11 protein-coding genes are annotated in these 13,393 nt (G+C 64.5%); 7 read left to right on the top strand and 4 right to left on the bottom strand.

The window, feature by feature from the left end; genetic code table 11:
• Positions 1–719: 719 nt before the first annotated feature.
• Together PCE31107_RS12810 and PCE31107_RS12805 are read left to right on the top strand one after the other, a co-directional pair.
• Positions 720–1,535 (top strand): IclR family transcriptional regulator, encoded by an 816-nt coding sequence (locus PCE31107_RS12810; protein ID WP_150608855.1) that lies wholly within the window; start codon positions 720–722, stop codon positions 1,533–1,535.
• A 237-nt stretch (positions 1,536–1,772) separates the two neighbouring features.
• Positions 1,773–3,143 carry an MFS transporter gene (locus PCE31107_RS12805; protein WP_150608854.1) on the top strand — a complete coding sequence of 457 codons (1,371 nt, stop codon included), beginning with the start codon at positions 1,773–1,775 and terminating at the stop codon, positions 3,141–3,143.
• 15 nt (positions 3,144–3,158) lie between these two features.
• Here the strand turns inward: PCE31107_RS12805 and PCE31107_RS12800 are convergent, their stop codons facing one another.
• The 3 genes from PCE31107_RS12800 to PCE31107_RS12790 all read right to left on the bottom strand — a co-directional run bounded on the left by PCE31107_RS12800 (position 3,159) and on the right by PCE31107_RS12790 (position 6,777).
• Positions 3,159–4,169, bottom strand: a complete 1,011-nt coding sequence (locus PCE31107_RS12800; RefSeq protein ID WP_150608853.1) for an AraC family transcriptional regulator — start codon at positions 4,167–4,169, stop codon at positions 3,159–3,161.
• A 143-nt stretch (positions 4,170–4,312) separates the two neighbouring features.
• The gene (locus tag PCE31107_RS12795; RefSeq protein WP_150608852.1) at positions 4,313–5,080 is read right to left on the bottom strand and encodes a 3-hydroxyacyl-CoA dehydrogenase; all 768 of its coding nucleotides are present in this window, start codon (positions 5,078–5,080) and stop codon (positions 4,313–4,315) included.
• 35 nt (positions 5,081–5,115) lie between these two features.
• Complete coding sequence (locus PCE31107_RS12790; RefSeq protein ID WP_150608851.1) at positions 5,116–6,777, bottom strand: acyl-CoA synthetase; 1,662 nt, start codon at positions 6,775–6,777, stop codon at positions 5,116–5,118.
• A gap of 441 nt (positions 6,778–7,218) precedes the next feature.
• On the opposite strand from PCE31107_RS12790, the gene PCE31107_RS12785 reads away from it, so the two are divergent.
• The 3 genes from PCE31107_RS12785 to PCE31107_RS12775 all read left to right on the top strand — a co-directional run bounded on the left by PCE31107_RS12785 (position 7,219) and on the right by PCE31107_RS12775 (position 10,358).
• Positions 7,219–8,352: an acyl-CoA dehydrogenase family protein gene (locus PCE31107_RS12785; RefSeq protein ID WP_130025362.1), complete on the top strand. Its 1,134-nt coding sequence runs from the start codon at positions 7,219–7,221 to the stop codon at positions 8,350–8,352.
• 91 nt (positions 8,353–8,443) lie between these two features.
• On the top strand, positions 8,444–9,736 hold the full coding sequence (locus PCE31107_RS23660) for an enoyl-CoA hydratase/isomerase family protein (protein WP_246181822.1): 1,293 nt from the start codon (positions 8,444–8,446) through the stop codon (positions 9,734–9,736).
• Positions 9,737–9,800: 64 nt separating this feature from the next.
• A complete protein-coding gene (locus tag PCE31107_RS12775) occupies positions 9,801–10,358 on the top strand; it encodes a YggT family protein (protein WP_017233659.1) in 558 nt (185 codons plus the stop codon).
• A gap of 198 nt (positions 10,359–10,556) precedes the next feature.
• Here PCE31107_RS12775 and PCE31107_RS12770 read toward each other — a convergent pair whose 3' ends face one another.
• Positions 10,557–10,778, bottom strand: a complete 222-nt coding sequence (locus PCE31107_RS12770; RefSeq protein ID WP_150608850.1) for a hypothetical protein — start codon at positions 10,776–10,778, stop codon at positions 10,557–10,559.
• Positions 10,779–11,196: 418 nt separating this feature from the next.
• Here PCE31107_RS12770 and PCE31107_RS12765 point away from each other — a divergent pair, with 418 nt between their 5' ends.
• Complete coding sequence (locus PCE31107_RS12765) at positions 11,197–12,303, top strand: MurR/RpiR family transcriptional regulator (protein ID WP_130025364.1); 1,107 nt, start codon at positions 11,197–11,199, stop codon at positions 12,301–12,303.
• The gene (locus PCE31107_RS12760; RefSeq protein WP_150608849.1) at positions 12,300–13,256 is read left to right on the top strand and encodes an isoaspartyl peptidase/L-asparaginase family protein; all 957 of its coding nucleotides are present in this window, start codon (positions 12,300–12,302) and stop codon (positions 13,254–13,256) included. Before PCE31107_RS12765 ends, PCE31107_RS12760 begins: the two co-directional genes overlap by 4 nt.
• The last annotated feature ends 137 nt before the right edge of the window (positions 13,257–13,393 follow it).

Below are 13,393 nucleotides of genomic sequence, written 5' to 3'. Positions count from 1 at the left end.
GACCCAAAACAAACGGAGGCGCCGCAGGGGGCGAGTCCGAGTTTCACGATCCGGCAGGTACCGATGCAATCCGGTAAGTGCTTATTCGTGAAACCTCGGCCAAGGCGGCGTCGTTCCCCGATGCTGGAAATACAAGCAACAAGCATGCCAGATCATCGGGTTCTCTTATGAAGAACGCCGCGGGCGGGGCGAACCACACTGCGAAGGGAGCGTTTGACCAGCAAAAAAACGCCCACTTGGCAGGTGGGCGCAGCTCCTGGGTGGCTATTGGGATAGGCAATCGCAAAAGCGTCAGGAGAAAAGGAATACGTGCCTTTTGGCCAGTCCGGATCGTTTATTATTCTCGGCCCCGGCCAGAGTGTCTCGCTCCACATGCGCCAGCTTGTCAAGCTTGCAACCGCCATGATGACAAAAAGCGCGCGTCGACGCGCTTCGGAATTACCCCCATTGCGGTGCATCGGCCGTGTTGCCGGCGAGTCGCCCAAGATGAGTGCTCACTTGCGCCCCGATAGGGCATGGTGACGCGAGGTAGGGCGCAACTCCGCGCGTACGCGGTGCAACCGAGTCTCGGGAGGTGAGAAAGTGGCCGGGTCGCCGGGTGGCGTTTCGTCATGGCCCGACGGCGGGCCTGTGGCCTATAATGTGCGCCTTCGATGAATATCGTCTATCGGTTGCGCGGCACCCCTGCACACCGGTCGGCGCCAGTGTGCGCAAACGGCATGAGCAACGACAGCGATAACAAATACTCCGTCCCGGGCCTCGAGCGCGGATTGCGCGTTCTCATGACGTTCTCGGCGCGCGAGCCCGTGCTGGCCGGGGCCGACTTGGCGCGACGACTCGGCATCCCACGCTCGACGGTGTTCCGCCTGTTGCAGACACTCGAAGCCGAGGGGTTCATCGAGAAGGCCGGGGACGATCGTCATTACCGGTTGGGCGTGGCAGTGCTTCGCCTGGGTTTCGAGTATCTGAATTCGCTCGAACTGACCGATCTCGGAACGCCGGTCATCGAAAAGCTACGCGATGCCACGGGTTTCTCCAGCCATATTCTGATTCTCGATCAGCGCGACGCGGTGTTTGTCGCCAAAGCGGCGAGCCGTGAACTGGTGTTCGGCACGGTCCGCGTGGGCACTCGCCTGCCCGCCCATGCGACGGTCGTCGGACACATTCTGCTCGGCGACTACTCGCTGCCGGCGCTCAAGCAGCTTTACCCGGAAGCCAAGCTCGAAGGCTATACGGCCCACACGCCAACGACCGTGGAAGCGTTGTACCGCGTGGTCCAGGAAGACATCGCCCGCGGGTACAGCATGAGCCAGGCATTCTTCGAGCAGAACATCTCGACGATCGCGGCACCCGTGCGCAATCATCTCGGAAAGATCGTCGCCGTGATCAGTGTGACGATTCCTCAGTCGCGCGTAGAAGCGGACCTGCTCGAGAGCGGCATCGTCGAGAAGGTCGTGTCCGCCGCCGACGAACTCTCGCACAAGCTCAACTACCGCTCGGACCGCGCAGGCGCAACGTCGGCGGCGACGAAGTAAAGCGCGCCGGCTCGCGCGCGTCAGCCCACGCGCCATGCATTCGGTGTGTCGTCAACGGTGCGGCCCCATCAGTGTGTCTATATCAGCACGCCTTGATCACGCGCCTCTCCAGATGATTGCGCTTGTCTCGCGCAAACCACTTCGTCATAATTGTTTCGCCCAATAACCATCGTTCCATATTTGGTTAATGCGAGGCGAAGAGGTGCCGCTGTCCCGCGGCTTACTACGAGAGTCATCATGTCAGTTTCCCTGCGTCCGTCTGCGGCTCAGCGCCCGTCTCGAGTGCGTTTCTGGATGCTCTTCCTGGTATTCATCGGCACGGTCATCAACTATGTCGACCGAGCGAATCTCTCCGTGGCCGCCCCGATGCTCAAGCAGGAGTTCGGCCTGGACCCCGTCGCGCTGGGCTTTATCTTCTCGGCGTACGCGTGGACCTACGTCATCGCGAACATTCCGGGCGGCTGGGTCATCGACCGTTTCGGTACGCGTGCGATTTACGGCGTCGCCATTCTCGGTTGGTCGATGCTGACATTCATGCAAGGCTTCGCCTCGCGCTTTGCCGCGTTGTTCGCCATGCGTCTGGGCGTGGGTATCGCCGAAGCACCGACGTTCCCGGTCAATAACCGCGTGGTCTCGATCTGGTTTGCGCAACGTGAGCGTGGGGTGGCCACCAGCGTCTATCTGGTGGGCCAGTACATCGGCATGGCGGCCCTCACGCCCGTGCTGTTCTGGATCGCCCACACGTGGGGCTGGCGCGAGATCTTCTACGCGACCGGTCTCCTGGGCATTGTCTGGGCGGGCGTGTGGTTCGTCGGCTATCGCGACCCGGATCAATGTGCCTGGGTGAACGCCGCCGAGCTGGCGCACATTCGTCGCGGTGGGGCGCTTGTCGAGGTGGCGCCAACCGATCGGTCCGCCGCGAACGCTTTCCCGTGGCGCAAGTTGCTCGCGCTGTTCCGGAATCGTCAGATCATCGCGATCTGCGTGGGCAAGTTCGCGTCGCTCTCGTCGCTGTACTTCTTCCTGACGTGGTTCCCGACGTACCTGATCACCGAGCGCCACATGACGGTGCTCAAGGCGGGCGGCATGGCGTCCGTGCCCTTCGTGGCGGCGTCCATCGGTGTGGTTTGCGGCGGCCTGCTCTCGGACTGGCTACTGCGTCGCGGCGTGGCCGTGGGGACGGCGCGCAAGACGCCCATCGTGACCGGCTTGTTGCTGGTGCCGACCATGTCGCTCAGCGTGCTGACCGACGCCAATGGCCTCGTGATCGCCATCATGTCGTTCGCGTTCTTCGCGCAAGGCGTGGCCTCGGCCTCGTGGTCGCTGGTGGCCGACATCGCGCCCAAGGGCATGGTGGGCATCACGGGCGGGGCGGTGAACTTCGCCGGTAACCTGTCGGGCATCGTCACGCCGATTGCGATCGGGTTCATCGTCAAGGCGACCGGATCGTTCGGCTGGGCGCTCGGGCTTATCAGTCTCTTCGCGATCGCCGGCGTGTTGTGCTACCTGTTGCTGCTGGGTGAGGTCAAGCGCATCGAGCTCGATGACGACGCGCCCGGTGAGCGGGGTGAGGGCAATGGTGCCAACGCGGATGCGCGCGCGGTTTGAACGGCCCGATCGGCGTCACGCGGCCACGGCTTGACGGCGATAGTCGCCGGGACGCGCCCCGGTCCATTTTCGGAACGCACGAAAGAACGCGCTCGGATCGGCAAAGCCCAGCGACAGGGCGATCTCCAGCATCGGCTTGGACGTGTGGCACAGCGCATGAATCGCGAAATCGCGCCGCAGTTGGTCTTTGATCGACTGATACGACTGCCCCTCGTCCTCCAGTCGCCGACGCAACGTCGACGGTGTGGTGTGGAACTCGCCCGCCAGCGCGTCGAAGGCCGGCCAGCGATCGGTCGGCATCGTCTTCAAACGCCGCCGCACGCGCGCGACCATGCCCTTCGTATTCTTGTATTTGAGGATGATGTTGCCCGGCGCCGCGCGCAGGAATTCCTTCACCGACGCGTCGTTCTGCACCACCGTCAAGTCCAGGCAGGCTGCATCGAATTCGATGGCCGTATGTGTCGCGTGGAACACCAGACGCGGGGAGTACATCGTCCGATACTCGTCGCTGTATGCCGGCTCGGAAAATGAAAAATAGGCTGTGCTCAAGGGCACTCGACGCGCGATCAGCCAGCACGTCAGCGCATAGAAGAGAATCAGCAGTGTTTCGTGCCCGAAGATGCGTGGCGACCGTTCGTCCGCGCGCTCACGGACTTCGAGTCGGGCGAGCGCGCCGTCCCGCACCAGGTGCATCTGCAGGTCGTCGAGCAAGAGTCCCATGAAACGCGTTGCACGTTGCAGCGCCTGCTCGAGGGTGCGGCACGCGACGACGGTGTGACACAGCATCGCAAAGCTGCCGACTTTCATGCGGCGCGAATCCTGCCCGAAGAATTCGTCGTCGAGCGCGACACTGATCAGCCGCCACAGCTGCGCATAGCGATCCGCGGAAACGCGGGCTTGCGGGTGCGCGAGCAGCGATGGCGCGATATCCGCGGCATGCAGCAATGCCGCCGGATCGCCGCCGAGCCGCTCGACGTGCGCCAATGCGTTAATCACGAAATGAATCGAAATGCTGCCTTTTTCCATGCGTCGCGAAACGGAACATCGTAGCCAGGGGACGCAACGATTCTAGCAGTGCGGCCCCTGAAGACGCCTCCGATGCCGTCCGAAAACAGGATCGGCGCTTTCCGAATTCGCGTTCAGCGTATGACAACGAGACTGGCGACGACTTATTTCGGTGCCATGCGCAGCGCGCCGTCGAGACGAATCACTTCGCCGTTGAGCATGACGTTCTCGACGATATGGCGCACCAGCGCGGCATATTCCGACGGACGACCAAGGCGCGGCGGGAACGGCACCGAAGCGCCCAGCGCGGCCTGCACCTCCGGCGTCATGCCGGCCATCATCGGCGTTTCGAAGATGCCCGGCGCAATCGTCACCACGCGCACGCCAACGCGCGCCAGCTCACGTGCGGCCGGTAGCGTCAGGGCGGCAACGCCGCCCTTCGAGGCCGCATACGCGGCTTGCCCGATCTGTCCGTCGAACGCGGCGACCGACGCCGTGTTGACGACCACGCCGCGTTCGCCCTCGGCGTCGGCATCGCCCGTGGCCATGGCCGTTGCCGCGATGCGCAGCACGTTGAACGTGCCGATCAAATTCACATTGACGATGCGGGAAAAGCTGTCGAGCCGGTGCGGGCCTTGCTTGCCCAGAATACGTTCGCCCATGACGAGCCCAGCGCAGTTGACCACGCCGTTCAGACGGCCGAACGCGCTTTGGGCCGTGTCGACCAGGCGCTGAACGTCGTCTTCGCGGGTAATGTCGGTCGCGACGAAACGCGCGGCGTCGCCCAATGCCTCGGCCTGTCGGGCGCCGGCCTCGGCGTTGATGTCACCGAGCACGACCTTGGCGCCCGCGTCGACGAACATGCGGGCGGTGGCTGCACCGAGACCCGACGATGCGCCGGTGACGAGAAAGACACGATCCTTGATTTGCATGGGCTGCGATTCCTGAAAGAAAAGCGCGTTGAGGTTCAGACCGCGCCGGCAGAAGTCTGCGCGGCCTTGGCGATTTCCTGGTTGCGCAAGATGAAGCGCTGAAGCTTGCCGCTCGGGGTTTTGGGCAGTTCGGCGACGAATTCGATTTCACGCGGATAGGCGTGCGTGGACAGCCGGTGACGGACATGCGCTTGCAATTCATGCGCGAGCGCGTCCGTCGGCGCGAACTGCGGGTGCAGCACGACGAACGCCTTGACCAGTTCGGTGCGCTCCGGATCCGGTTTGCCGACCACGGCGGTTTCGATCACCGCGGGGTGCTCGATCAGCGCACTCTCGACATCGAACGGCCCGATGCGATACCCGGCCGACGTGATGACGTCGTCGTTGCGTCCGACGAAGCTGATGCTGCCGTCCTCGTTGCGCTCGACAGTGTCGCCGGAGAGATAGTACTCGCCCACGAACGCAGGCGTGTCCCGCTCCCAGTAACCGTTGAACCACATCAGCGGCGATTGCCGTCGATCGAGGGCGAGCACGCCCGGCTGCCCGACCGGGCACTCGCGTCCGTCGTCACCCAGCACGACCACGCGATGTCCCGGCGACGCGAAGCCGGCAGTCCCGGCTCGCACGGGATGGGCCAGCGCGTGGTGATTACAGACGACCATGCCGAGTTCAGTCTGCCCATAGTGGTCATGAATGGTTACGCCGAGGTGCTCGGCAAACCAGCGGATGACTTCGGGGTTGAGTGGCTCGCCCGCACTGGACACGGCGCGCAGCTTTCCTTTTACGGCCGCGGCCGCCTTGTCGCCGCCCGCGATCAGCAGGCGAAAGGCGGTCGGTGAGCCGGCCAGATTCGTGATACCCAGTTTCTGGATGATTCGGTACGTACTTTCGACGTTGAAGGGGCCGTCGTAGAAGGTGGTGGGAATGCCCATCGCGAGCGGGCCCGTCACCGCGTAGTACAGGCCATAGGCCCAACCCGGATCGGCAATGTTCCAGAACGTATCGGTCGGTCGCAGATCGACGGCGTCGCGCATGTAGCCGACGAACGCCAGGATCGCGCGCAATGGCACCATGACCGGCTTTGCGGCGCCGGTCGTGCCCGAGGTGAACATCATCAGAAACGGATCGTCGCCGCGGCGCAGCACCGGCGCGAAGTCGGGGGCGTGTTGCTCGACTTCATGCCAGAAGCTGAAGTCGCCCCGGCGCACCCCTTGCCCGCGCGGTCCGCTGACCGTGGCGACGGGCGGGCAGAGGGCCACTTCGTCGAGCTTGGCCCGATTGGCACCGTCGGTCACCACCAGCTTGCTCTGGGCGCTGTGCAACCGGTGTTCGATGGCCTTCGGGCCGAATGCCGTGAAGAGCGGTTGATACACGGCGCCCGCGCGCCAGGTGCCAAGAATCGTCACGAGCAGTTCGGGGGTGCGCGGCAACAGCCCGCTCACGCGGTCGCCGGGCTGCACGCCCTGTTCGCGAAGGAAATTGGCAAAGCGCGCGGAGAGCGTTTGCAATTGGCGAAACGTCCATGTCTGGCTCGTGCCGTCTTTCCCTTCCCAGAACAGGGCGATGCGCCCGGGAAGCGCGTGGCGGTCACAGCACTCGACGCACGCGTTCATCGCGTCGAGTTGGCCGGCAAGCGTGGCGCGCACGGTCGCGTCGAGGTCGAACGCGCGGTAGGTGTCGGCGTAGTCGGCAGTCATGGGTCGTCTCCTGTAGTCGGATGCCGGTCCGCAGCCGCGCGCCTATGATGGAAAGGCTCGGGCACGCATCGCGGACCGCCGTGGCGCCGTCTTGATCCGGGACGCGGCGCTCACTCGGCATTGGCAAAATTCATCCTAATGCGTGGCGTCGGCGAGAGGCAATGCCCAAACGGGTCAGAGTATGTGAGGGATTTATCCACTCCGTCAGTGGGGACTTGAATGGTGGCGGGGCTCCCCGCCGGGCAAGGCGCTTCGGTGACGCAGACCGAACCGAGGGTTTTACCGAGGGTGGCTTCGTCCGTTTCCGATGGCAATTCCGCTCATGCAGTTTGCCGCTTTTGGCTATGGTGCCGATGCGGCGCGATCCCTACACTGATTCCATTGATAGGGCACTGGTGCTGGCGATCCCTTCGGATAACGGCAGGGTGCAGGAGACAGAACATGGATTTCTATACCGAAGACCAACGCATGATTCGCGACATGGCGCGTACGTTTGCCAGCGAGCAGCTTGCGCCGAATGCGGCGCAATGGGACCGCGACTGCGCGTTGCCCAACGCCATGGTCGCGCAAATGGGCGAGCTTGGTTTGCTGGGGATGATGGTGCCCGAAACGTACGGCGGCTCTTACACGGATTACACGGCGTATGCCCTGGCGATGGAGGAGATTGCCGTCGGTTGTGCGTCGACAGCCACGATGATGTCTGTTCACAACTCCGTGGGGTGCGGGCCGATTTTGAAATTCGGCACCGACGCGCAGCGTGAGCGCTGGTTGCCGGATCTGGCTGCCGGTCGGAAAATCGGAGCGTTCTGCCTGACTGAACCGCAGGCCGGGTCGGAGGCCAATAATCTGCGAACGCGTGCCGAGCGCCGCGGCGACAAATGGGTGCTCAACGGCAGCAAGCAGTTCGTGACGAACGGCAAGCGCGCGGCGATCGCCATCGTGTTCGCCGTAACGGACCCCGCGGCCGGCAAGCGTGGCATCTCGGCGTTTATCGTGCCGACGCATACCCCGGGGTTCGAGGTGGGGCATCCCGAGCACAAGCTCGGCATCCGGGCGTCGGATACGTGCCCGATCACCCTCGTCGACTGTGAAGTGGGCGACGATGCGCTCCTTGGCGAACCGGGGCAGGGACTGAAGATTGCGTTGTCCAATCTCGAGGGCGGACGCATCGGCATTGCCGCGCTCGCGCTCGGCGTGGCGCGGGCGGCGTTCGAAGCGGCGCTGCGGTATTCCGGCGAGCGCCAGCAGTTTGGCAAGCCGATCCGTGAGCATCAGAGTATCGCGAACATGCTGGCGGACATGACGACGCGTATCAACGCGGCAAGATTCCTGATCCTGCACGCGGCGGCGTTGCGCACCCAGGGATTGCCGTGCCTGTCCGAGGCGTCGCAGGCCAAGCTGTTCGCGTCGGAGCTGGCGGAGTCGGTGTGCTCCGACGCCATCCAGATTCACGGCGGCTACGGCTATCTCGAGGATTATCCGGTGGAGCGTCACTACCGCGATGCCCGTATTACGCAGATCTACGAGGGTACTAGCGAGATTCAGCGTCAGGTCATTGCCCGCGCGCTGGACTGATCGCGAAACGGCAAACGTGGCAAGCGATACGGCGATGAGATCATGGGCCTGGCGGCGACGATTGGCGCAGCATGGCTAAGGGGGAGGGGGAGTGACTCAGCATGAGCGCGCCGTCGAGGCGCAAGATGAAGTGTTGTTCGACGTGGTCAATGGATTCGGCGTCATCACCCTGAACCGGCCGAAGGCGTTGAACGCGATCACGCACGGCATGGTGCGATCGATGTGGCACCAGCTCAATGCGTGGGCCGACGACCCCGCGGTGCGGGCCGTGTTGATCGAAGGCGCGGGCGAAAAGGCGTTCTGCGCAGGCGGCGACGTGCGAGCGCTCTATGAAAGCCGCGTGAACGACGCGAGCGATCACCAGGCGTTCTTCATCGACGAATACCGTCTCGACTATCTGATACACCGTTACCCGAAGCCATATATCGCTCTGCTCGACGGGATTGTGATGGGCGGCGGCATGGGCGTCGCGCAAGGGGCGGCGCTGCGTATCGTTACGGATCGCACTCGACTGGCGATGCCGGAGACGGGCATCGGCCTGTTTCCTGACGTGGGCGCCAGCTGGTTCCTCGGGCATCTGGCACCGACGCTTGCGCGCTATCTCGGTCTGACCGGCGCGACCATTACTGCGGCCGATGCCCTGTATTGCGGGCTCGCCGACGTCTGGCTCGAAGGCGACGCGCCGCAGCAATTACGGGCGGCACTCCGGCATTTCAATTGGCCGGAAGATGCGCCTGCCAGCGATGCGAAGCTCGACGCAAGCGGGGCAGGAGGAGGTGCAGGCGGTGCAAGTGGGGTGGACGACGCTACTGGGGCCAACGCCGGGGCCAACGCCGGGGTCAACGCGGGGGTCAACGCGGGGGCCAACGGCGGATGCCGGGCAGACCGCCATGCGTCGGTATCTGCGTCGGCCGATCTGCTGGAACGGCTTCGATCCGTTATCCTCCCGCTGGGGCGCGCGTGGACCGACGCCGCGCCGTTGGCGCACGTGCGGGCCACCCTCGACCGGCATTTCAGCGCAATCGACGTGCCGGGGATTGTGGCGTCGCTCGCCAGCGACGCGCAGACCCCCTGGGCCATCGACACGCTCGCGTTGTTGCAGCAGCGCTCGCCGCTGAGCCTGTGCGTGACCGACCGGCAATTGGCGAAGGGACGTCGGCTCGATCTGGCCGACGCGTTTCGCATGGAGCTGGTGCTGGGATATCACGCGTTCGCGTCCGGTGATTTCGTCGAGGGCGTGCGCGCCCTGCTGATCGACAAGGACAAACAGCCGCGATGGCGCTACGCCACCCTGGATGAAGTCCCGCAGGCACAGGTCGAGGCCTTCTTCGTCTCGCCGTGGCCGCAAGGCGAGCATCCCCTGAAAGCGTTGGGAGATCATTGAACTTCGGCGAACGCATGCGACAATGCCCGCTTTGCGGGGGACCGCACCATCCGTTGGAGTCCAGATGCTTGTCGAAATCGCCCGTCTACTCTTAGACCTCGTCTTCTCGCTATTCGGCGCGTTGTTGCTGTTGCGCGTGTGGATGCAAGCGACGCAGTTGCCTCCGCGCAATCCGCTCTCACAAGGGGTGTTCCAGTTCACCAACTGGATGGTGTTGCCGTTGCGGCGTATCGTGCCGGGCGTGGGCGGCATCGACTGGGCGAGCTTGATCGCCGCGTGGCTGTGCGGCATCGTCTATCTGGTGCTGATCACCGCCGTCGTGGGCGTCTCGCCGGTCGCGGTGTTCCCGCGCGGCTTGCTGGTGGCGTTGGTGTTGGTGGCCAAGTGGGGCGCCAACCTCGTGATGTGGATGACGCTGTTGATGGCCGTGCTGTCGTGGGTCAATCCGCGTGCCGCCGCCATGCCGATTCTCCAGCACTTGCTCGACCCGCTGCTGCGCCCGATCCGTCGCGTCATTCCGATGGTCGGCGGCTTCGATCTGTCGCCGCTCGGACTGTTCCTGCTGATGCAGATCCTGCTGATCGTGCTCGCGCGCTTAAGCCTTTTCTTCGCGACGCTCTGATGCATTGGCGGGCAGCGTCGCTGCCTGCCGACACTCACGGGCGGTCGAGTCGACGGGCCATCCCGTTGACTCGATCGACCCCGCTGCCGCTGCCGTCCTCGCTGATGCGGTCGATGTGGTCGATGCGGACCGCTGGCTGACGACGCGCCCTCCCGCTTGCCCTGCGTGATGCGCGTACGCCATCGTTGGCCGCGCCGCCTACGCGCGCTCTCCGCCCGCTCGCGCCAGACCCAGCCGATGCAGGACGCGGCGACCATCCTCGGTCACGATCACTTTGGCTTGTCCCTCGTCGACATTCACATGCACCAGACGCGCTTGCTCCAGCGCCGCGAGGTCCGGTGGTTCGAGCGCATCGGCATCGATAGGGCCAAGGGATGCGGCCGCCAGCAACAGCGTGGCGATTTCATGCGGGCTCAGCATGGTCATGCTCCTTGAGGCGAAGGCTTTTCGTCAGCGTACCGGGCAAATGTAAGCCCTCGGCTACGCCATGTTTACCGCACGTTACGACTCGCCTCCGACCCCGCCTCCCCAGAAGATCCTTCGACGGTGCTGTGATGCGGCGGCCTGACGGTTCACGTCGGTCGCAAATCGCCGCGCGGTGACGCCGTACGCCTAACGTCGGATCGCAAAGCGTCCGGCAAGTTCGTGCATTCGGGTTTTCCCTAGTATGACCGCTTTTTGCGTCTCGATGGCGGGCTTCCCCCCTGTTTTGACAGGGGTTGCCGCGAAACTCGAGGGGGCGCGCGCTCGCCTCGCCATCATTTGAACTATTTTTTTTCTTTTGACGGGGGGTGAATGAAAATATACTTTCTTCGTCACCCATAGAACGCCTTGGTCCATGATTAACGCCGATTCGTTGCCCGCCGATTTGCCGCTCACCGAGCGCATCGTGCGCGCCATGCCCGATCTGACGCCCGCGCAGCAGCGCATGGCGGCGTTCGTGCTCGAAAACACGTTTCGTGCGGCGACCATGCGTATCGACGAATTTGCCGACGCCGTTGGCGTGTCGCTCGCCACTGTCAATCGCTTCGCCCGCGCGCTCGGCTTCGACGGCTATCCGCAATGCCGGGCCGCGATGGTGCGCGGGTTCGAGGCGACACTGGCCCCAATCGAAAGCCTGCGCACGAGCAAAGCGCAGGCGAGCGCCAGTGCCGATGTGATGGCGGCGTCATTGGCGCAGGCCGCCGAGAACCTCGAATGGACGCGTCGCACGCTCGACGCCGGCACTTGCGAGCGTGCCGTCGACGCGATTCTGCAGGCGCGGCGCATCTACGTGCTGGGGCTGGGCGCGAGCGGTTATCTCGCCGGCCTGCTGCATCACGGTCTCGATCCATACTGTGAGAATGTGCAAGCGGTGGTCGGCGCCGGGGGATCGACGCATGCTGCGCGCCAGCTCTTCAAACTGCGCGAGGGCGACCTGGTGATCGCGCTCGCCTTCCCGCGATATGTGACGGACACCATCACGCTTTGCCGACGCCTGCGCGGGCGCGGGGTGCCCTTGTTGGCGCTCACTGACAGCCCGACGTCGCCGTTGGCTCCGCTTGGCGACATCGTGATTTTCGTGCGCAGCAAGCCGCGGCTGTCCAGCAACTCTGAAGCGAGCGTGCTGGCGATGATCGACGCCCTGTGCGACGCCGTAGCCCAACGCGCCAAACACGCCGTCGATCGCGCGACGGAACTCACCGATTTCCTGCTGCCGTGGCTCGATTCCGCCTCGCTGGCCCCGGCGGCCACGGCAGGCCGTCTGGCTAACGTGCCGGCAGGATCGGCCGTGGGTCAAATCGTTACACCGCAACGCACGGCGGCTGCCACGGTCACGGCAAAGGCGTTGACAAGCGCGGCCACGGCGGCAGGCGTCACGATGCAAAGCCAACCGAACCCGGCCCCACCGGCCACGCCCCGCCTTGCGCCGGGCCGTCTGGACAGAAAGGACAAAGCCTCATGAGTCACACCCAACGTGCGGTCATCGCCATTCATGGCGGTGCCGGAACCATCAGTCGCGACACCTCGCCGGCGGAAATCGCGGCCTATCACGAGGCATTGGCCGACGCCTTGCGCGCGGGCCAGACCGTGCTCGCCGCGGGCGGATCGGCGCTCGATGCCGTCACCGAAGCCGTGCGTCACCTCGAAGATTGTCCGCGCTTCAATGCGGGACGCGGCGCCGTGTTCACCCACGAGGGCACGCACGAACTCGACGCGGCCATCATGGACGGTGCCACGCTCGACGCGGGCGCCATCGCCTGCGTGCATCGCGTGCGCAACCCGATTCTCGCCGCCCGCTCGGTGCTCGAACATAGCCCGCATGTATTGCTCATGGGCGAGGGCGCGGAAGCCTTCGCGGCGGCCAACGGGGCCGAACTGGTCGAGTCCGGGTACTTTTTCACCGAAGGTCGCTACGCCCAATGGCAACGCGCGCTGGCCGATGCGGCGGTTGCGCTCGACCACGACATGCCGCTCAAGAAAGAGCCGATCGATCCCGACACCAAGTTCGGCACAGTCGGGGCCGTGGCATGCGACATGCATGGACACGTGGCGGCCGCGACATCCACCGGGGGCATGACGAACAAGGCGGTCGGCCGCGTGGGCGACACGCCGCTCATCGGCGCCGGGTGCTATGCGAACGATGCGACAGCGGCCGTCTCGGCGACGGGGACCGGCGAGGCGTTCATCCGCACGGTGGCGTGTTACGAAGTGGGCGCGCTGATGGCCTACGCGGGCCTGTCGCTCGCCGATGCCGCCGAGCGCGTGATTCACGAGCGGCTGCCGCGCGTGCAGGGTCGCGGCGGCCTGATCGCCGTCGACGCGCAAGGCAACGTCGCACTGCCCTTCAATACCGAAGGGATGTATCGTGGCGTGGCCCGCGTGGGCGAGACGCCCGTGACGTCCATTCACGAGTAACGCTCGAAGGCGAGGGGCCTGGCCGTCATCGGTCTGGGCCTCGGTATCGCCTGGTATCACTTGGTATCACTTGGTATCACACGGCATCACGCCGAATCAAGATTCAGACCAGCAAGCGAAGATTAGCGAGGACAGGC

Origin of the sequence: Pandoraea cepalis (genome assembly GCF_902459625.1) — a bacterium.
GTDB lineage: Bacteria > Pseudomonadota > Gammaproteobacteria > Burkholderiales > Burkholderiaceae > Pandoraea > Pandoraea cepalis.
The sequence above is the reverse complement of the archived record's forward strand: the minus strand, read 5'-3'. Positions and strand labels throughout refer to the sequence as shown.